Consider the following 19,792-nt stretch of genomic DNA (forward strand, 5'->3'; position numbering starts at 1 on the left):
ATACCCACGCCTACGCCGGAACCGACACCTAGGCTGACTCCAACGCCCATCCCAGCGCCAACACCCAGGCCAACTCCAAGGCCCACCCCAACTCCGGCGCCCACGCCCACTCCAGAACTGACACCCACACCTACCCCAGGACTGATACCCACGCCTACGCCGGAACCGACACCTAGGCTGACTCCAACGCCCATCCCAGAGCCAATACCCAGGCCAACGCCAACTCCTGCTGGCCCGCGGATTACGATCCCGGGCTTGCCGGCAGGGGCCACGGTGACCATTCGACAAGCGGATGGCACAGTAATTGCCACCTCTACCTCGGTGTCTGGAGATGTGGCTATCTTCCCCACTTCCTTTACCATCCCCTTTGGTGGCCAGATCCGGGTGACTCCCGCCATTCCTTCACCTAGGCCGATTACGGTCGGCGGTACTACCCTTAGCACCTTTGACAACACCACCAACCCTGGCAGCACCACCTACTTCAACTTTGGCCCTGCCATTTCGGTGAACTAGCTTGGGGTTGGCTCCAGAAGGGCACTCAATTTCCACTTAGAAGGCGCTAGGTGGCAGCCGGTCGCCTTTCTTACCGGCTTTTGCTGACGATTTCTGTCTCCTAGAGAGGGGGTGAAGACCTCGGTCGCCGTCAAGGATGAAGTGTTGCCGTTTGCAATCTGCGCCCGCAGCACAAACAAGAACGGCAACAAAGAGAGGGAATTAGCCTGGGCCCAAGCCTCTTGGAGTGAAGAAGGCGTCTTGTCAACTACTCAAGAGAGCTGCCTATGCCTATTAGTTAGACTGCTCTGCAGCAGTTTTGTCCTCTTTTGCTTCTGCTGCTTTAGCCGCTCTCATCTCTGCCAAAATCTCTTCGGGTCGCTTCCCAGCTCGCTGGGATCCAGGGGGCAAGTCGTGGGGATCGATCACCCCTTTGGGCAGGTAGGCAAACTCCCGCAGTGGGGTCACCATTGGATCCTCTGTTACTTTGGAAGGCAGGCGACCTAGCGCCACCTGATGGTAGTTCAGCTCGTGGCGGTCGTAGGTGGCTAGCTCATAATCTTCGGTAACCGAGAGGCAATTGGTGGGGCAAAACTCTACGCAGTTGGCGCAGAAAATGCACACTCCAAAATCGATGCTGTAGCTGTAGAGCTCTTTTTTCTTCAGCTCGGTGTTATAGACCCAGTCCACCACGGGCAGGTCGATGGGGCAAACCCGAACACAGATTTCACAGGCAATACACTTATCAAACTCAAAATGGATACGTCCCCGAAAGCGCTCGGAAGGGATCAGCTTCTCAAAGGGGTACTGAACAGTCACGGGCCGGCGGTTCATGTGGTCGAAGACGACCCCCATTCCCTGGCCAATGTACTTGGCAGCCTTGAAGGCATCGCTTACGTATTCGCCAACGCGCTTTAGAAAAGTCATGACCTATTTCCTCTCCCTTGCTGCTTCTACTTTCATTAACCCCCGAAAAAGGTTGGGAAGGCCAGCTTCAAAGCTGCCGTCAACAGCAAATTGACAAACGAGACGGGCAGCAGAAATTTCCACCCCAAGTCCAAGAGCTGGTCAATGCGCACCCGCGGCACGGTCCAGCGCAAGAGGATAGCCAAAAACACAAAGATAAAGGCCTTGACCATCGTCATAACAATGCCCAAGGCTGCGGCTGCAATCTGCAAAAAGGGATTGTCTAGCGGGATCCCCATCCACGCCGCAATAGCTTCCACCGGCACCACGAAGGACCAGCCCCCCAGGTACAGCACTGCCGCGATTAGAGAAGCCAGCAGCAGGTTGGCGTAGGAGCCTAGATAAAACAGGGCAAACTTGATGCCGGAGTACTCGGTGTGGTAGCCAGCCACCAGCTCTTCCTCGGCCTCCGGTAGGTCAAAGGGAATCCGCTCCGTCTCTGCCAGCGCCGAGATCAAGAAAATGACAAAGCCAATCGGCTGCCGCCAGACGTTCCAACTAAGGATCCCCAGGCCGCTCTGCTGCTCCACGATCCCCACGGTGTCTAGGCCGTTGCTCATCAGCACCACCGCCAGCACCGACAAGGCCAAGGGCAGCTCGTAGCTAATCGATTGGGCCGCCGCTCGCAGACCCCCCAGCAGGGAATACTTGTTGTTGGAGCCGTAGCCGGACATCAACAAGCCAATGGGCTGCACGCTGGAGGTGGCGATCAGAAAAAGGACGCCGATGGCGATGTTGGAGATCAGTAGATTCTGGCCGAAGGGAACCACCAGATAGCACAGAAAGACGGGCAGAAAAACCAGGATGGGACCCAGCGTGAACAAAACTGGGTCAGCTAGGCTGGGCAGTACATCTTCCTTCGTTAAGAGCTTGATGCCATCGGCAATCGGGATCAGTACCCCATGGGGCCCAGCCATGTTGGGGCCAATCCGCTGTTGGGCCGCCGCCGAGATCTTGCGCTCTAGCCAGGTCATGACCATCACTCCCAAGGTGGCGGCGATAACCATGAGCACCAGGGGCAGAGGTACCCATAGAGCGTGGGCAGCGCCTGGGCTTAGGCCCAAGTTTTGCAGGGCCGTCTCAAAGCTGTGCTGCAAGTCGATGCCAGCAGTGGTCATGGAGTCAAGTAGCTCCCTAAAGACAGTGGATTGCAAATACTGCTAATTAGGTCTTGCCGTTGGGATCCGACTGGGGAGGGCGGTGGCGGCGGCGTAGCTCCTGTTGAATGATGGCCTGGAGGCGGGCATCGGATAACTCTTCGGCACGGCGACGCCTTTCTTCTTGGTACTTGGCCCATTGCTTGGGGCCAATAATTGCGGCAATGGTTACAACAATTAAAAGCGGCAGAACTAGGATCGCCCAGGCCATCGCCTTTGTCCTCGCTTTCCTAGAGTATCTTAGCGATCCACCTCCCCCATGATGATGTCGATGCTGCCCAGAATGGCAATCATATCGGCCACCTTCATGCCGCGAACCAGCTGAGGCAACACCTGGAGGTTGACAAAGCCAGGCGGACGAATCTTCCAGCGCCAAGGACAGACATTGTCGTCGCCAACAATGTAAATCCCCAGCTCCCCTTTGGCACTCTCCACCCGCACGTAGGCCTCCCCTTTGGGGATCTTGAAGTTGGCCGAGGGCTTCTTGCTGATGAACTGGTAGTCCAGTTGATTCCACTCCGACTTTGGCCCCTCCAGCATGCGTTTGGCTTCCAGATTTTCAAAGGGGCCGCCGGGCAGGGCTTTCACTGCCTGCTGGACAATTTTGCAGGACTCGCGCATCTCCTTCATGCGCACCCGATAGCGGGCCAGGCAGTCCCCTTCGGGGTAAACGGCCACCTCCCAGTCGAAGTCGTCGTAGCACTCGTAGTGGTCTACTTTGCGCAGATCCCAGTTGACGCCGCAGGCCCGCAGCATGGGTCCAGAGAGGCCCCAGTTGATGGCATCCTCCTTGGAAATGACCCCTACCCCTTCCAGCCGCCGCCGGAAGATGGGGTTGTCGGTAACCAGTCGTTCGTACTCATCCACTTTGGGCAGGAAGTACTCGCAAAAGTCCAAACACTTTTCCGTCCAGCCGTAGGGCAAGTCCACCGCCACGCCCCCGACGCGGAAGTAGTTGTTGTTGATGAGGCGCATGCCGGTGACGGCTTCAAACAGGTCTAGAATCCACTCCCGCTCCCGCATGGCGTAGAGGAAGGGGGTTTGGGCGCCCAAGTCCGCCAAGAAAGGGCCAAACCAAAGTAGGTGATTGGTGATGCGGGTTAGCTCCAGCATGATCACCCGCAGGTAGCTAGCCCGCTTGGGCACGCTGATCCCGGCCAGCTTCTCGACGGCGTTGACAGTAATGGCCTCGTTGAACATGCCAGCCCCATAGTCCCAGCGGGAGACGTAGGGCAGGTATTGCACCACGGTGCGGTTTTCGGCAATTTTTTCCATGCCGCGGTGCAGATAGCCAATCACGGGCTCGCAGTCGACGATGTTTTCACCATCGAGGGTGACCAGCAGGCGCAAGACCCCGTGCATGGAAGGGTGGTGCGGCCCAAAGTTGAGCAGCATCCGATCGGTACGGGTCTCGATCATGGGCATGGGCATGGCCACCACCTCCGCAATGAAGTTTATACTCTGCAACAATTGCAGTATAGCGGCTTTCCCGTTTTTCCTCGATGGCTTTAGACATCAAGGATCCCAATCCTCGCCATTGGCCTTGGCTAAAGTGGTGAAAAAGGAGGGAGGGCGATGACCGGTTCTCCTACCAGTCGCTCCTCTCGACGCGAGCAGCAACACCCGCAATACCACATCGATCGAGCTCTCCTCAACGAGCTGATGGCCCAGGAGGGCCCTCCCTCCGATTGGGCGCTAGCGGAAGTGGCCCGTCTGCGCATCCGTTACTATGGCTTCCCCGGTGCCTGGGATCTACAGCGAGATTTGGATCAGATCCTGGAGCGGTGGGGCCTCAGCGAAGAAGATCTATTCGCCCGCACTCGCCAAATCCACGCCCTCGGCCAGGTGTACGACCGCAGCTTTACCACCCGAGACGATTGGGCTTAGGGGAGACTTCTAGCGGCCAGCTAGGAGGCCTGGAGTTGCTCGGCAAAAACGGGATCCAGAGGCACATCCAAAGCGGCGATGACCTTGGTCCAGAAGTTCATGAAGCCAATCCAGGCCGAGAGCTCCACCAGATCTTCGTCTGACCAAATAGCTTTGAGGCGGGCAAAGAAGCTGTCGGTCACCACCATGCTGGGCACGGTCATGCGCTCGGCGTACTCGATGGCTAGCTTCTCGGCTTCAGTGTAGAGGGAGCTGGTGCGGGCCTGCGCCACCGCTGCAATTTTGGCTGGGGGGACCCCCAGTTTTTGCGCCTGCAGGGTGTGGTAGGGCAGGCAGTAGTGGCGGCAGCCGTTGATCTGGGCAATGCGGATGCTGATCAGTTCTTTTAGCTCCTCAGGCAGGTTGGGATTTTGCGTGTGCAGCGCCCCATAGAGGTTCATCACCGCCCGCATCAGTTGAGGCTTGTGGGCCATTACCTGCAAGGGGTTCAGGGCAGTGCCGTAGGTTTTTTCCAGGCTTTCGTAAACCTTCTGCAGTTGCTTGTCGGCTTTCTCTGGAGTAACAGGAGGGATCCGCATGGACGGTCTATAGCAATTGCCGCATTCTCGACTTTAGCGCGTTTGGGAGATCTGCCCAAGCCTTCCACCCTCCTGTCCTGGCTGCTTTCTCTTCGCAAGCCCCAGTTCAATTGCCCAAGGACTGCTCAATGGCTTCCACTTGCTGCTGGGTAGCGGTGGCTCCTTGGTTGAGGGTTTGTTGCAGTTGATCCCGCGACTGGTAGATCTGCAGCGGCCCTCCCTGCGGGATCCCTTGCTGGGCGGCCTCGGGACTGGCCTGTTCCGGCCTTGGCTCCGAGCTCAAGGGGTTGCGGTAGAGGCGGTTGACCAGCAGAAAGCCCACCAGCACCGCGGCAGCAGCCACCAAAAGTCGAATCATAGGGGATCCCTGGCAAACCGCTAGTTCTAGACCTAGAATGCCCCAAAAGAGCGACGAGTATCAGAAGGCTAGGAGCCGCTCTGAAAGACTTATACAACCCCGGGCAAAAGCAGACTTTCGCTCGGGGTTGAGCCTTTCTTCCTGCTTCAGCGACCCATGGCTAGTGGCAGAGCCCACCCCTACCACCCCGCCAGCGGGATCTCCACAGGCGTGACTTCCCCGCAAGCTGCAGGTAGTTGCTCCTTGCCCCCATAAGGCACACCGGCTAAAGACGGAGCCAACTTCAGCCTAGGCAAAGTGCCTACCAGAAAAGATGTACTTGCAAGCCTACTAGCTCAGCCCATCTACGTCAAGGCAGAAGGTTGGTTATGCCACAAAGTGGCCAATTGTCCGGTGAATCAAGGACTAGAGGAGATCCCTCTCCCCACGAAGTAAAGTAAGAGCAACCTCAACAGGTCTCTAGGGGCATGGATCCCGTTGGCTCCCAGTTGTCAGCCGGGTTGGGGCAGCAAAGTTGACGGGCCTCTGTCCCTTCAGTACGATAATGGATCTAGCTGGGCGAGTGGCGGAACTGGTAGACGCACCGCACTCAAAATGCGGCGGGAAACCGTGTCGGTTCGAATCCGACCTTGCCCATGGCAAAGTGACCTGCCTGCTTCCACGACCTGTAGCTAGCAGCAGAGTTCACCTCCACTACCCCCCTAGCAAGATCTCCACAGGTGTTACTTCCCGTCGGGCGTGGAGTGCTCTCCTCACCTCCCCTCTTCCTCAGGGATCAAAGCTCGCCACTGGCTTGCTCCAAGCGGCGCACCAGTTGCCAGCCCTCCACCTCGGCCAAAGGCTGCAGCCCCAGATTCTGGATCGATATCTGCTGAGCTTGGACAGGAGAGACCCACAGGTAATCCCCATGTTTCCCTGCTTGCAGGGCCTGGTTATCCACCCACCGTCCTGGGTTGGGGGTGTAGAAGGCAAGGGCCTGGGCCTGACAGACGTCCGCTAGGCCGCTGCGGCCAATGTCCACCGTGGGAAAATCAGGGTCTGCAGAGCCCAGCATCTGTCTCCAGTCCATCTGGGCAAAGGCGGGATTGAAATTGCCGAAGTCAGGCCGCAGGACAATGCTGACCACGGCGAGGAGGCTGGCAGCTAGAAGCGTGCCCACCCAGAGTTCGCCGGCATAATGCAGCACCCGCCGCCAGCTCCAGATTGCCGGCAAGAGCAGATACAACAGGCCGATCGCCATCAATGGCCAAGCGTGGGGTTGGAGCAGACCCAGTCCCTCAACATCCCGCTTGAGGGCCAGCCCCAAACCCAAAAGCAGGGTTCCCACCGCCGCCAGCCCCCAAGAGAGCACCTGGGCCACATGAGGTCTGTCGCGGCGAGAGCCTCGTCCTACTGTTGCCGGCAAGGCGGAGCGGAGCGGAAAGGGCAGAGCTTGATCCAGAACCACCCCCGCTAGGAGAGCTAGCCAGGGATAGAGCTGTACCGTGTAGTAGGGCGTTTTGGTGGGATAGAGCTGCAAGAGCAAAAACAACAGCAGGGGGAAAGACCAAACCAGCAGGGTGGATCCCGGCTTTTGCCGCAGCAGCAGCCAGCCTCCCACCAAGGCCAAAACCGTCCAGGGGAAGCCATGGATCGGGATGTGCCAAAAGTAATACCAGCCGGTGGCATCGGCATGGAAGGGTTCTTGCCCCAGATCCCACACCTTCCCCACCAAAGCAGCTAACACCTTTGGGCCGTGCACCCCTACAGCCGGCACTAGCCACAGGCCAAAGATCCCCAAGCCCAGGCCAATTGCCAGCCAAAATTGGGCAGATCCCAGCCAGTGCCGCCGCTGCTGCCACAGGTAGGGGATCAAAGCCACCGCCGGCAGCAGGATCATGGCGCTCTTCATCAAAAGGCCCAGCCCAAAGGCCACTCCCGCCAACCAGAACCAGCGCCGGTGGCCGCGGATGCCGTTCACTAGGCCTAGGATCCCCAGGAGCTCCAGGCAGGTTAGAGGCACATCCTGACCCACCAGCCGCCCCTGCTGCACCCAGAGGTAGCACAGGGGCAAAACTGCCATTCCCAAGAGGGCCGCCCGGCTTGGCAAAAAGGCCCGCCCAATCCAGCCGATGAGGGGGATGGAAAGCAAAGCCGCCAGGATCCCGGGCAGCCGCGCCGCCCACTCGTTTACGCCATAAAGGGCAAAGCTGAGGGCCACGCTCCAGGTGAGCAGGGGAGGCTTCTCAAAAAAAGGCTCTCCCAGAAAAGTTGGCCCCAGCCAGTTGCCTCCCCGCAGCAGCTCGCGAGCCATCTGGGCGTAAAAGCTCTCGTCACAACCAGCCAAACTGGGATCCGCTCCCGAGAGCACAAACAGCGGCACTGCCAGGCCCACGATCAATAGGCTCAAAGCCCAAAAGGAAAACAGATGCGGGTCGCGGCGAAACTGGACAAAAGAGCTGGCTGGGGGCAGGGATCCCCGGCGAGGAGCACTGCCCAAACGGTTGGGGTTGCCGAAGGGACGCATGAACAAGCCCTCTGGAACGGCACCAAGTGGCGGCTCTAACCAGACTAGACTCTGCAGAAGGAGATCTGGCCTTTTCTTTTTACGGAAGCTCCAGGGATCCAGGAACACCCTCCAGGCTGGCTGGCAGAGAGGTTAGTCCCTGAAACCAGCTGAAAAACTGCTCGGCATAAGGTCGAAGGGCAGGCTCCAGGTAGTAGAAGTTCTCCGCCCGATCCGTAAACTCCCAAAACTCAGAAGCAGTGCAGTAGAGTTCCTGGCGGATGATCTGCAGTCGGGCCAAAGGCTCCTGTTTCATATCCTCATAGATCAGCCTGGCCAAATCCTCCCGCCCACGGCTGAGGAAATAGGCTGCTAGCCGCGCCTGGGTTTTCCGGATCCCGCGCAGGGTCATTTCCTGCTGCTCGCTTTCCGGGTCTTGGTCCAGGTGGAGCAGGACTTGTAGGATGGCCTCCGTTGTCTCTGACTGCAGCGCGCAGCTGAGTTGGGCCAGCACCCCTAGGTCAAAGCCAAAGGTTTCAGAAAGGAAAAGTAAGCCGGCCTTGTAGGCCACTAGGCTGTAGTAGCGAAAATGGCCGACCATCTCCAAGACCAACGCCGACTGCTGATGGCGCAAAGCGGCCTCGGCCAGCAAACGGTACTGCTTGAGCAGGTTGTAGCCGCTGCGGATATCCCGTGCGTTGATCACCGCCCGCAGGTAGGTGTTGAAGAACTTGATCACCCAGCCGACCAGCCGGAGCTCTCGGCTTTGCAGGGCGCGGATCCCCAGCTCCCGCGTGTGAATGGCCACCAGAGTACTTGCTTGCCGCAGGCCATTGAGGCCCTCAGTAAACAGGGCCTGATACTGCCGCAGGATCTTCAGCTCCAGCCAGGATCCCTCCGCTTCGATTTGGCGCAACAGCCCCTCATCCACTGAGGCAAAGTCGGGATCTCGCCACAGCGCTGGCGTCAAGAGAAACCAGGAGCGGGGTAGGTGTGCCTTGTGCTGGGCATAGAACATCCACAGGGCCTTTAGGCTATCCAAGGCTTCCAGGAGGATGACCTCCTCCCGTTGGCGCAGGGCGCTGATGGCAATACTTTTGATTTCATCCAAGGCCGAGAGGCAGCGCTGATGGGCGGCAGCGCAAGGTTGTAGGGCAGAGGGCTGCCGCTGTTCTAATCTGGATCGTGAGGATTTGGAGGCAAGGGATCCCAAGATCGCCTGCTGCACCTGCTGCTCAATGCGGCGAATAATCGAAGTCGGCTGTAGGAAGTGAAACACAAAGCTGAAGTAGGGGATGAGCACCAAAAACGAGGCAGTACCCAGCAGTAGGTTTAGCCCAATCAGGAGCTGGGGATCCTCGTAGAAACCCAGGGCCACCGAGCTCCACAAACTGACCACATTCGCCAAAATCAAAAACGAGAAGAGGTAGAAATTGGTCTTCTCCCGCAGAAACAACTCGGTAACTTTGGGGGTGAAGCGATCAGCACTCAACTGCACCACAATGGCCACCACTGAGAGGGTAAAGCCCAGCATCCCCGACAGCACCTCGGCCAAGGTGACCACAAACTCCTGCAGCGCTCCTGGCTGCTGAACGGGTTGGGCAAGAGCCAACGCCAAGCCGGCTTGGATCCAGCGGTGCGCCCCCCCTGCCCAGGCTAGACCTGCCACCACCCCCACCGCACTCCAAAGCCAAACTTGAGAGCGAGGCTTGGCAGCGTTTGCGGCTAAACCCATCTCCTCTCCCCCCACCACCTTACCCAATAGGAGCTCAATATTCGCTAAGAAGAGCCTCCACAAACTCGTAGCTGGAAAAAGGCCTTAGATCCTCCAACCCCTCGCCAGCTCCAATAAAGCGGATAGGCAGGTTCATCTGCTGGGTAATAGCTAGGGCGATCCCTCCTTTGGCGGTGCTGTCCAGCTTGGTGAGGATGACGCCGGTTAGCTTGGCCACTTCGGCAAACACCTGGGCCTGGCGCAGGCCGTTTTGCCCTTGGGTAGCATCCAAAACCAAGAGGCTTTCCACCTTGGCTTCGGGAGCTTTCTTGTCGATGATGCGGCGGATCTTGGCCAGCTCCTCCATCAGGTTCTTCTTGTTCTGCAGGCGGCCTGCTGTATCTACCAAGAGCAACTCGGTGCCTCTGGCCTTGGCGGCGGTGATGGCATCAAACACTACGGCGGCCGGGTCAGCGTTGGGGGAAGGGTTGGCGATGACCTCCACCCCCGCCCGCTCTGCCCAGATCTTGAGCTGCTCTATGGCGGCAGCGCGGAAGGTGTCGGCAGCAGCAATTAGACACTGGTAGCCGGACTGGCGGGCCACATGGGCAATTTTGCCGATGGTGGTGGTCTTGCCCACCCCATTCACGCCCACGATCAGCCAGATGTTGAGCGTGCCCCGCTGCGGCGCAAAGGTGGGATCCCCTACCGTCAGCATCTGCCGCATCTGCTGCTTGAGGTACTTCACCGCCTCCTCTGGAGGCACCACCTCCTCCCGCATGCGTTTTTGCAGGGCCTGGAGGATCTGCTCGGTGGCCTCAACGCCCACATCCGCCTGCAGCAGCATCGTCTCAATGGTTTCGACCGCCTCCCGATCAAGAGGCCCCCGGCCCATCAGAGCCTTTAACTGGTTGATCAGGTTGAGGCGGGTTTTGCCCAGACTCCGCCGCAGTTTTTGCAGCCAGGAGATCTCTTCTACGGAGATCTCTTCGGGCTTGCGTCCTTGGGCCGCCAGGATCTCGGCTGACCAGCGGAAGCCCTCGTCGAAAACCAGCTCTTCCGCCGCCGACTCTGCCGACTCTAGAGGTGGGGCAGCAGGAGCAACAACGCTGGCAGGGATCGGCTCTGCTTCCTCCACGGCGCTTGCCTTTAGGGCCTGCAGGCGCTCGGCAGCGCGAGGAGCCAGATCAAAAAAGGAGGGGACAGCAGCCGGCTGCTCAGGAGACGATGAGGGAGAGGCGGCTTCAGGTGCTGTAGCTGCTGGAGCAGAGGGCTGGGATCCCTCGCTTGCAGGGGGTTCTGGGGCGGCTGGGGAGACAACCTCTGCTTGAGTAGCTTTGGCGGCAGCCCGCGCTTTTAGGTTGGCATAGGCGGCTTTAGCAAAGGCCAAATAGTCCTCTGGCGACATGGCAGCCGGCTCTGCCGCTGGGGGAGTTGCCGACTCGGCCTTTTGGGGAGAGGACTCTGCTTCACCCTTGGAGTCGGTGTAGCGACGGCGAAACCAATCAAAGGCCATAATCCCACCTCTAGCCTGACTTTTTTCCAGTTTGGCAAAGCAGCTTCTTTTCCAGAGCTCGGCCTTTGCACCCAAAGAGGAAGGGACAGTTTCCCTAGGCAAACACCACCGTTTTGTTGCAGTACACCAGGACGCGATTTTCTAGGTGATAGCGCACGGCCCGGGCCAGGACTAGGCGCTCCACGTCGCGGCCTTTGCGGATGAGGTCAGCTACCGTGTCGCGGTGACTCACCCGTACTACGTCCTGCTCGATGATTGGCCCTTCATCCAGCTCCTCGGTGGCGTAGTGGGCGGTGGCGCCGATGATCTTGACGCCCCGCTGGTGGGCACGCTGGTAGGGGTTAGCACCGGCAAAAGCAGGCAGCGTAGAGTGGTGAATGTTGATCACCGGGGGCGCCTGGCGGAGCAGCCACCCGCTCAAGACCTGCATGTATTTGGCCAGCACCACCAAGTCAATGCGATATTCTTGCAGCAAGGCCAGTTGTCGGGCCTCTGCCTCAGCTCTGTTTTCTGGAGAAACGGGGATGTGGTAGTAGTCGATGCCAAAAGAGCGGGCCAGCGGCTCCAAGTCGGGGTGGTTGCTGATGATCAGAGGGATCTCCGCCGGCAGCTCCCCAGCCCTCTGCCGCCAGATGAGATCCAACAGACAGTGGGGTTGCTTGCTAACCCACACTGCAATGCGCCGGCGCGTATCGGAAAAATGCAGCTCCCAGTTGGCCTGGATCCCGCGGGCAATGCCGGAGAAGGCAGGAACAATCTCCGACCGTTCTAGCCGAAAGCCTTCTAAATCCCACTCGATGCGGCTTAGGAACAACCCTGCCTCGAGATCCGTGTGGTGGTCAGCGTGAAGAATGTTGCCGTCGTAGCTGTAGATGAAGTTGGAGAGCTTGGCTACCAGGCCTTTTTGATCGGGACAGGACACCAGTAGGGTGGCCGTGGGCATAGAAGTGCAAAGAGCTCGCCCCTTTACCCTAGGACTTGGATTGGTCTGAGGGCAAGCGCCTCTGGACAGGGGGTTTCAGTCTTGAGCTCTTGCAACAACCCAGAACCCCCCAGCTGGCCGTCCCAACGCCTGAAGAGGAGTCGGCGGGGGACAGCTCCTGAGAATAACTCGAGGGGTTTTGGCCGTGCTGCTGCGGCCAGGCTTTTGCATTCGCCAGGGCATAGTTAGAATTGTCCTTATGCCGAGACAGAGCGGGTCGAAGCGGGGCATTGGCTAGGCAGCATCCACGCTTGAGGAGCCCTCGGAGGGGGAGGCGGCGGCCCCAGGCTCTGCCTCCACAGCCGGCTTTGTGGGCATATCGGCTGTGGCAACTGGGTCGGTTTTGAACGGGGCTGCAGGGGCTGTCCGCGGACTAGAGGCGCGGGCGGCTCTTTCTAGCTCCTGGGCTTCCTGGTTTAACTGAGCCTCAAACTCCCTGGCAGCATCCTGCAAGCTGCGCAAGGTTTTGGCTAGGGCACGACCAATCTCTGGTAGCTTGCGTGGCCCAAACACTAGGAGAGCCACTGCAAAGATAACCAGCATTTCCGGCAGTCCGACGCCCAAGAAATTCATAAGCCCTGGGATCGCTTTGCTTCCCTAGCCTGACATCTTCTTGCCTTTGTCCGCAAGCGCTTTTCTCCCTCCAAGGCTTGCCTCTGCTGCAGCAAACTGCCGCTGCCGTCTTGGCTGGGCTACCAGGTTAGGCCCTTTCCGGCCGCCCAAGCCCAGGGGAGGGGAATGATAAAATTGCGCTATACCCGTTCTATTGGCCTAGGCTTCCCATGCTCCAAGCCCTACAGAAGCTTCTCGGGGATCCCAACGAGCGCAAGATCCGCAAGTACCTGCCTGTTGTCAAGCTGATCAACTCGCTGGAGATCGAGATTGCCTCCCTTTCCGATGCGGAGCTCAGGGCCAAGACCACCGAGTTTCGCCAACGCCTAGACAGAGGAGAGTCCCTCGACGAGCTCCTGCCCGAGGCTTTTGCAGTGGTGCGAGAGGCGGCCAAGCGGGTTCTCAACATGCGCCACTACGACGTGCAGCTCATTGGTGGCATGGTGCTGCACGAGGGCCAGATTGCCGAGATGAAAACGGGGGAGGGGAAGACCCTGGTGGCCACCCTACCGGCCTACTTAAACGGCCTGACGGGGAAGGGGGTTCACATCGTTACGGTCAACGGCTATTTGGCCCGGCGAGACTCGGAGTGGATGGGCCAGGTGCACCGCTTCTTGGGCCTGACGGTTGGCTTGGTGCAAGAGGGCATGTCCACCGACGAGAAGCGGCGCAGCTACCACTGCGACATTACTTACTGCACCAACAGCGAGCTGGGCTTTGACTACCTGCGGGACAACCTGGCCACTGACATCAGAGAAGTGATGCAGCGGCCCTTTAACTACTGCATTATTGACGAGGTGGACTCCATCCTCATCGACGAGGCCCGCACCCCCTTGATCATCTCTGGCCAGGTGTCCCGTCCCTCCGAGAAGTACCTCAAAGCAGCCCAGGTGGCGCGGGAGCTGATCCGCGACCAGCACTACGAGGTGGACGAAAAAGCCCGCAACATCATCCTCACCGACGAAGGTTTTGAAGCCGCCGAGCGGTTGCTGGGGGTCTCAGATCTATTTGATCCCAAAGATCCCTGGGCGCACTTTGTCTTTAACGCCGTGAAGGCCAAGGAGCTTTTCATCCGGGATGTCCACTACATCGTCCGCAACCAGGAGGTGGTGATCGTGGACGAGTTCACCGGGCGGGTGCTCCCTGGTCGCCGCTGGTCGGATGGCCTGCACCAGGCCATTGAAGCCAAAGAGGGGGTGCCCATTCAAAGCGAGAGCCAAACCCTAGCCACCGTTACTTACCAAAACCTCTTCCGCCTCTATCCCAAGCTTGCCGGCATGACGGGCACGGCTCGCACTGAGGAAGCAGAGTTTGTTAAAACCTACAACCTCGAAGTGACTGTTATCCCCACCAACCGGCCCATTCGCCGCATAGATGCCCCTGACCTGGTGTACAAGACTGAAAACGCCAAGTGGAAGGCGGTGGTCGAGGAGATTGCCTACATGCACGCCAAGGGGCGTCCTGTTTTGGTGGGAACCACCAGTGTGGAAAAATCTGAACGCCTCTCGGCCATGCTCAAGGAAAGAGGGATCCCCCACAACCTCCTCAACGCCAAGCCGGAGAACGTGGAGCGGGAGGCGGAAATCATTGCTCAGGCGGGTCGCAAAGGTGCCGTAACCATTGCTACCAACATGGCTGGGCGGGGCACGGACATCATCTTGGGTGGCAACGCGGAATACATGGCCCGCCTCAAACTGCGGGAACGGCTGATGCCCAAGCTGGTGCAGCTGGATCCCGACAACCCCCTGGGATCGGCCTCCACGACAAGCCGCGGCGGCGGTCAAGGGTTTGGCCCAGCCTCGCCCAAGCCGAAAAAGTCCTGGACGGTGGTCTCCCCCAACTTTTACCCCTGTGAGCTCTCAGCTCGCACCAGCCAGGCTTTGGAGGAGGTGGTGGCCGCTGCAGTGGCCAAGTATGGGTTAAACCGCCTGCCGGAGCTGGTGGTGGAAGATCTCATCGCAGTGGCCTCGGAGAAGGCGCCGGTGCAGGATCCCCTGATCTTGCAACTGCGAGAGGTCTACAACAGCATCAAGGCCGAGTACGAAAAGGTCACGGAGGCCGAGCACGAGGAGGTGGTGCGGCTGGGGGGCTTGCATGTCATTGGCACGGAGCGCCACGAGTCCCGCCGCATCGACAACCAGCTGCGCGGCCGCGCTGGACGGCAAGGAGACCCTGGCTCCTCGCGGTTTTTCCTCAGCCTGGAAGACAACCTGCTCAAGATCTTCGGTGGCGAGCGGGTGGCCAAGCTGATGGACATGTTCCGGGTAGACGAAGACATGCCCATCGAGCACCCGCTCCTGTCGAAAAGCCTAGAAAATGCCCAGCGCAAGGTGGAGGTGTACTACTTTGACCTGCGTAAGCAGGTGTTTGAATACGACGAGGTTCTCAACAACCAGCGTCGGGCTATCTACTCGGAGCGGCGGCGCATTCTGGAAGGGGAGAACCTCAAACCCAAGATCCTGGACTACGTGCGCAAGACCGTTGAGGAGATCGTGCAAGCCCACGTCAACCCAGAGCTGCCGCCGGAGGAGTGGGAAATCGACAAGCTGACGGCCAAGATGCAGGAGTTCATTCCCCTGCTCAAAGACAACCTCAAGGTTGAGGACTTACGGGATCTCTCCTATCAGGAAATCCTCGACTACCTGATCAAACAGGCGGAGATGGCCTACGAGGCCAAAGAGGCCTTCTTGGATACCTTTGAGCCTGGCCTGATGCGGAAGGCTGAGCGCTTTTTCCTATTGCAGCAGGTGGATACCCTCTGGCGGGAGCACTTGCAACAGATGGAGGCGCTGCGGGAAGCGGTGGGCCTGCGCGGCTATGGCCAGCGGGATCCCCTTATCGAATACAAGAACGAGGGCTACGAGCTGTTCCTAGAGATGCTGGACAACATCCGCCGCAACACCGTGTACAACCTCTTTGTCTTTACACCCCAGATTGTACAAGTGCCGCAGGCAGTGCCCCTGCAAGCAGTGGCTGCTGGTTCCGAGACAAGCCAGGTGCCAGAAGCCGACTTTACCCACGAATAAAGCAAAGCCTCGCTAGGACACGTGATCAAGAGCGCTTCTCGAAGTCCAGATCCGGCAAGGGCAGCTTGGCGGGGCTGCCTTCCTGGCCACTGAGCATAGCTAGGCGGCGGGAGATCTCGTCCTCAAGAGCCATTTCGTCAAGCTGGGCGGCAAGTTGCTCGCTGCGATCCTCGGAGAGCTCGCTGAGGGCGTGGACCTTGAGCTGGCGAGCCTGGATGGCGTTCTTGGCCGCCTCAAATTGGGACTTGGCCGAGTCAATGCTGTAGGCGTTGTTAACGCGGGTCATCTGTTCAAGGGCTTTGTTCACCTCGTAGATGTCTTTGAGGTTGCTCAGCTCGCTCTTGTAGAGGGCCAGACGCTCTTTTTCCCGGGCCAACTTTTCCTTGGCAGCCTTGACGTAGCGCTCAGCGGTTTCCACTTGTTCTTTGAGTGGGCCAAGAGCGGCCTCAATGCGCAGGGCTTCGGCCATAGCTAGGCGAGCGGCTTCTTGATCCCCCCGTTGCATAGCCAGGCGAGCCTTGTTCTCCAGCGCCTGGTACTCCCGCACCTTTTGCATGTACTTTTGCTCGGCCCGCTGGTAGGCAGCTACCTGGGTGGCGACGGCTTCGGTGAGACGCTGCACAGTCTCCTGCATGGTTCGCACCGATTCTTCGGCCACCGCCACTGCCTCTGCCCCGCCTTTTTCCACCGGCAGCCCCCAAAGCCAATTCCACGTGCCCACGATGAGGCTGCCGGCTCGCTGCCCGAAAATGCCGTAGATGATCTTGCGCACGCCCATGGCTTGCCCTTCCTATCGCTGTCTTTCACTGTATTCAATTTCCTCTGCAACTGGGAAGATTGCCAGAAAGGGGCAGGCGGACAAAGTCAAACCCCTGCTCCCGCAAAGCCGGGATCAAACGGCAGACTACCTCGGCTACCTGGGATCCCCCCTGGACGCCGTCGTGGAGCACAATCAGGGAGCCGGGCCGCACTTGGTTGAGCACCCGCTCCACCACCACGGCCACCGGCGGGCAGAGCCAATCCTCCGGCACCACACTCCACATCACCGGTAGATACCCCCAGGAGCGCAAGTCGGTTAGCGTCCGGGGCCAGAAGAGACCGTTGGGGGGGCGCACAGCCCGATACTCTTCTGGGGTGCCGCCACAGGCAGCCACGAGGGTATCCTGGCTGCGTCGCAAGCTCTGTAGCAGTTCGCCTCGGCTAAGCTGGGTAAACGAGCGGTGCTGCCAGCCGTGCAGGCCAATGCCGTGGCTCTGTTGGCGGATTTTCCGGGCCAGGTGGGGCCAGCGCTGCACCCGTTCCCCCAACACAAAGAAGGTGGCTGGTACCTGAAACTCCTGTAAAACTTGCAACAGGGTCGGCGTGTATTCAGGGTGAGGGCCATCGTCAAAGGTAAGGGCCACCTGTCGCTTCTGAGGATCTGGCGGTAAGTCCCAGAGAGCCTCAGGAAAAAGGGTCTTGAGGCCCTGCTGCAGAAGGGGGTAGAGGGCAGAGGGGAGGATCTGCGGCGGCCAAAAGGGCATAGATTGACCTCAACTTTCCAGAGAGCCCCTTGTTACCCCCAACTGGCTGTACAGCTTTAGCTCCCGCCACAGTTGAGAGCCACTCATCTGGCCCTGGAGGAGCTGTTGATAGCAGCGTAGGGTTTGCTGAACCTGCTCGGCAGACTCCTGCAAGAACTCAATGCGCAGATATCGCAACCCCAGCGCCAGGAGCCGCGGCACATATTCTGCCCCAGTTTGGGCTTTGCCATTGTAGAGGGTGTTGCGGCAGCCGGCATCGGCTTTCAAAATGTGCTCCACATTGGCCCTGTCCCTCAGCCTCACCTCGTGCTTTTCGCAGGGGCGGCCACAGTTGGTGTAATCCGTGCCACTGGACAAAAAGGCGCAGAAGACGCAGTGCTCCATGTGGAACATGGGCATGTGCTGGTGGATAGTAACCTCGTACCAATGGGCAGGGCCAGCCTGCAGCAGGGATCCCAGTTGCTCATGGTTGAGGTCATAGGAGGCCGTCAGGCGCTCCAGGCGGTAGCGGCTTTTGAAATAGTGGGCGGTGAGGGGATTGGCCACGTTCAGGGAAAAATCGCCGATGCAGCGCTGGTTGGCGAAAAAGCGTAGGTGGTCGTAGTTTCGCACCAGGTAGCCATCGGCTCCTGCCGCCAGCACCTGTTTTAGAATCCAAGTTTCCCCCGGCTTAGTGATGCGGGGCGGGGCCGCCCACAGCTCCACCTCGGGGTGAGAAGCTTTGGTAGCGCGGATAACTTCCCGGTAGCGGCGGGGATCCTCAAACTCCAGGTAGATCTGGCGGATGCCACAGGCAATTGCCGCCGACAACTGGGCCGGCTCCCGCACCAACACCACCAGCTGGGGCAATCCCGGCTCGGCTGGCTCTAGGGGAGGCAGCAGGTCTTGCCAGTGGGCGTCAGGATTGAGCTGCCAGCGGCGCGGCTGAGCCCGCAGCGCTTGCAACTGCTCCACTGCCTGGCGCCGCATCTGGTTGAGGACGCTGACCGGCAGCATCACCTCCCCCTCCAGGGCATTGTGCAGGGATCCCAGCCGGAAGGGCGTACCTCCCAGGCGGCCCAGTTGCTGTCGCAGCTTCTCGTCGGTGAGGGGCTGCTGGCGAGCGGGCTGCAAAGGCATGGGGGAATCCACCTGCACCACGTGGCCCTCTTCATCGCGCAGGATGAGGGTCAGGGGCAGTCCGGCCTGGCCATGGACTTCCAGGTGGACGGGGCGGCGGAAGCGGGGCTGATCCCCGGCATAGCTCTGGCGCAGGCGCTTTTCCAGCTCCGGGTCGCTGGTTTTCCAGAGGCGATCCCCTACCCGCAGGCGTTTGAGGTCAATTGCCCCCTGGGCAAAGCTCAGCCAGGCCAACCCCTGCTTCTCTTGCACGCGGTAAACTCGTCCCCCTTGCTCTGCCAGCTCCGGCTCCCCCTGGTCAAACACCACGCCATCCCCTGCCTTGAGGGGGGCCTCTAGGCGCACTCCCACTTGATCCCCCTCGATCCTCACCACCTGCCCCAGGTAAACGCCGCGCTTTTTGCCAAAACGGGCGTGCACCAGCTTCTTGTTGTTGATGCCTCGCAGCCAGCCGGTGTACAGGCCGCGGGAAAAGCTCATCTCCAGCTCATACCATTCCTGGGCTGAGGGCTGCCACGCCTGCCCTGCCCCCAAGGCGTCCAAGGCCCGCCGATAGATGCGCGTTACGCTAGCTACATACTCTGGGGATTTCAGTCGGCCCTCAATTTTCAAGCAGTGGATCCCTAGCTTGACCAGCTCTGGCAACACTTCCAAGCCAGCCAAATCCTGGGGGCTAAGTAGATACCGCTTCTCTCCCAGATCGCGGCGAACCCCGTCCACCACCAGCTCGTAGGGCAGGCGACAGGCCTGGGCGCACTCCCCGCGGTTGGCCGAGCGTCTCCCCAGCGCCTCGCTGGTCAGACATTGCCCCGAGTAGGCCACGCACAGGGCCCCATGGACAAACACCTCCAGAGCAATGGGGGATCCCCTCTCTTCCAGATGGGCGCGGATCTTGGCTATTTCCTGGAGGGAACACTCCCGCGCCAGCACCACCACCTCACAGCCCAGCTCGGCAGCAAACTCCGCTCCCACGCCGCTGGTAATAGTCATCTGCGTTGAGGCGTGGATGGGCAGGTCGGGAGAAAGATGTCGAACCAGGCGCGCAATGCCGACATCCTGCACGATGACCGCGTCTACCCCTGCTGCCGTCATCGCGCGGATGTACCGTTCCGCCTCCTCCAGCTCTTCAGGAAAGACCAAGGTATTTAAAGTGACGTAGCCCCTCACGCCGCGCTGGTGCAGCCAGGCCATTAGTTCTGGTAGGTCCGCCTCCGTAAAGTTGCGGGCGCGCAGGCGAGCATTGAACCGTTCCAGTCCGAAGTAGATGGCGTCGGCTCCGTTTTCCACTGCTGCCTTGGCACACTCCCAGTCCCCCGCCGGCGCTAGCAGGAGAGGCATCCGAGTTGGCAAAGACTGCTCTCCAAGGCAGCCTGTTGA

17 protein-coding genes and 1 tRNA gene are annotated in these 19,792 nt (G+C 59.6%); 4 read left to right on the plus strand and 14 right to left on the minus strand.

The window, feature by feature from the left end:
• Positions 1-273 precede the first annotated feature (273 nt).
• Positions 274-513, plus strand: coding sequence for a hypothetical protein (locus tag NW808_RS10445; RefSeq protein ID WP_414421148.1), 240 nt, complete (start codon positions 274-276; stop codon positions 511-513).
• A gap of 273 nt (positions 514-786) precedes the next feature.
• Here NW808_RS10445 and ndhI read toward each other — a convergent pair whose 3' ends face one another.
• From ndhI to NW808_RS10465, 4 genes are read right to left on the minus strand one after another with little or no spacing between them, the layout of a single operon-like run.
• Positions 787-1,419: an NAD(P)H-quinone oxidoreductase subunit I gene (ndhI, locus tag NW808_RS10450; protein ID WP_414421149.1), complete on the minus strand. Its 633-nt coding sequence runs from the start codon at positions 1,417-1,419 to the stop codon at positions 787-789.
• A gap of 35 nt (positions 1,420-1,454) precedes the next feature.
• Entirely contained in the window at positions 1,455-2,576 is a 1,122-nt protein-coding gene (nuoH, locus tag NW808_RS10455; RefSeq protein ID WP_414421150.1) for an NADH-quinone oxidoreductase subunit NuoH, read from the minus strand.
• Positions 2,577-2,622: 46 nt separating this feature from the next.
• Positions 2,623-2,826: a hypothetical protein gene (locus tag NW808_RS10460; RefSeq protein WP_414393585.1), complete on the minus strand. Its 204-nt coding sequence runs from the start codon at positions 2,824-2,826 to the stop codon at positions 2,623-2,625.
• A 29-nt stretch (positions 2,827-2,855) separates the two neighbouring features.
• On the minus strand, positions 2,856-4,040 hold the full coding sequence (locus NW808_RS10465) for an NAD(P)H-quinone oxidoreductase subunit H (protein WP_414393799.1): 1,185 nt from the start codon (positions 4,038-4,040) through the stop codon (positions 2,856-2,858).
• A 150-nt stretch (positions 4,041-4,190) separates the two neighbouring features.
• Here NW808_RS10465 and NW808_RS10470 point away from each other — a divergent pair, with 150 nt between their 5' ends.
• Positions 4,191-4,502, plus strand: a complete 312-nt coding sequence (locus tag NW808_RS10470; RefSeq protein ID WP_414409549.1) for a DUF3288 family protein — start codon at positions 4,191-4,193, stop codon at positions 4,500-4,502.
• 20 nt (positions 4,503-4,522) lie between these two features.
• Here NW808_RS10470 and NW808_RS10475 read toward each other — a convergent pair whose 3' ends face one another.
• Positions 4,523-5,080: a carboxymuconolactone decarboxylase family protein gene (locus tag NW808_RS10475; protein WP_414393582.1), complete on the minus strand. Its 558-nt coding sequence runs from the start codon at positions 5,078-5,080 to the stop codon at positions 4,523-4,525.
• A gap of 106 nt (positions 5,081-5,186) precedes the next feature.
• The gene (locus NW808_RS10480; RefSeq protein WP_414405574.1) at positions 5,187-5,438 is read right to left on the minus strand and encodes a hypothetical protein; all 252 of its coding nucleotides are present in this window, start codon (positions 5,436-5,438) and stop codon (positions 5,187-5,189) included.
• A gap of 556 nt (positions 5,439-5,994) precedes the next feature.
• Here NW808_RS10480 and NW808_RS10485 point away from each other — a divergent pair.
• Positions 5,995-6,074 (plus strand) — tRNA-Leu (locus NW808_RS10485).
• Between the two features lie 139 nt (positions 6,075-6,213).
• On the opposite strand, the gene NW808_RS10490 is transcribed toward NW808_RS10485, so the two are convergent.
• From NW808_RS10490 to NW808_RS10510, 5 genes are all read right to left on the minus strand, one after another.
• Positions 6,214-7,944, minus strand: a complete 1,731-nt coding sequence (locus NW808_RS10490; protein ID WP_414421151.1) for an ArnT family glycosyltransferase — start codon at positions 7,942-7,944, stop codon at positions 6,214-6,216.
• A 79-nt stretch (positions 7,945-8,023) separates the two neighbouring features.
• Complete coding sequence (locus NW808_RS10495) at positions 8,024-9,658, minus strand: DUF2254 family protein (protein WP_414409551.1); 1,635 nt, start codon at positions 9,656-9,658, stop codon at positions 8,024-8,026.
• Between the two features lie 34 nt (positions 9,659-9,692).
• On the minus strand, positions 9,693-11,153 hold the full coding sequence (ftsY, locus tag NW808_RS10500; RefSeq protein ID WP_414421152.1) for a signal recognition particle-docking protein FtsY: 1,461 nt from the start codon (positions 11,151-11,153) through the stop codon (positions 9,693-9,695).
• Positions 11,154-11,247: 94 nt separating this feature from the next.
• A complete protein-coding gene (purU, locus tag NW808_RS10505; RefSeq protein WP_011429651.1) occupies positions 11,248-12,096 on the minus strand; it encodes a formyltetrahydrofolate deformylase in 849 nt (282 codons plus the stop codon).
• A 273-nt stretch (positions 12,097-12,369) separates the two neighbouring features.
• Positions 12,370-12,708 (minus strand): TatA/E family twin arginine-targeting protein translocase, encoded by a 339-nt coding sequence (locus tag NW808_RS10510; RefSeq protein WP_414421153.1) that lies wholly within the window; start codon positions 12,706-12,708, stop codon positions 12,370-12,372.
• A 209-nt stretch (positions 12,709-12,917) separates the two neighbouring features.
• Here NW808_RS10510 and secA point away from each other — a divergent pair, with 209 nt between their 5' ends.
• Positions 12,918-15,773, plus strand: coding sequence for a preprotein translocase subunit SecA (gene secA / locus NW808_RS10515; RefSeq protein ID WP_414421154.1), 2,856 nt, complete (start codon positions 12,918-12,920; stop codon positions 15,771-15,773).
• 25 nt (positions 15,774-15,798) lie between these two features.
• Here the strand turns inward: secA and NW808_RS10520 are convergent, their stop codons facing one another.
• The 3 genes from NW808_RS10520 to NW808_RS10530 are packed head-to-tail and all read right to left on the minus strand — an operon-like array spanning position 15,799 to position 19,753.
• Entirely contained in the window at positions 15,799-16,551 is a 753-nt protein-coding gene (locus NW808_RS10520; RefSeq protein ID WP_414421155.1) for a PspA/IM30 family protein, read from the minus strand.
• A 34-nt stretch (positions 16,552-16,585) separates the two neighbouring features.
• Entirely contained in the window at positions 16,586-17,296 is a 711-nt protein-coding gene (locus tag NW808_RS10525; protein ID WP_414421156.1) for a polysaccharide deacetylase family protein, read from the minus strand.
• 9 nt (positions 17,297-17,305) lie between these two features.
• Positions 17,306-19,753, minus strand: a complete 2,448-nt coding sequence (locus NW808_RS10530) for a DUF3656 domain-containing U32 family peptidase (protein ID WP_414421157.1) — start codon at positions 19,751-19,753, stop codon at positions 17,306-17,308.
• Positions 19,754-19,792: the final 39 nt, after the last annotated feature.

Source organism: Synechococcus sp. W70.1, from assembly GCF_047461515.1.
Taxonomy (GTDB): domain Bacteria; phylum Cyanobacteriota; class Cyanobacteriia; order Thermostichales; family Thermostichaceae; genus Thermostichus.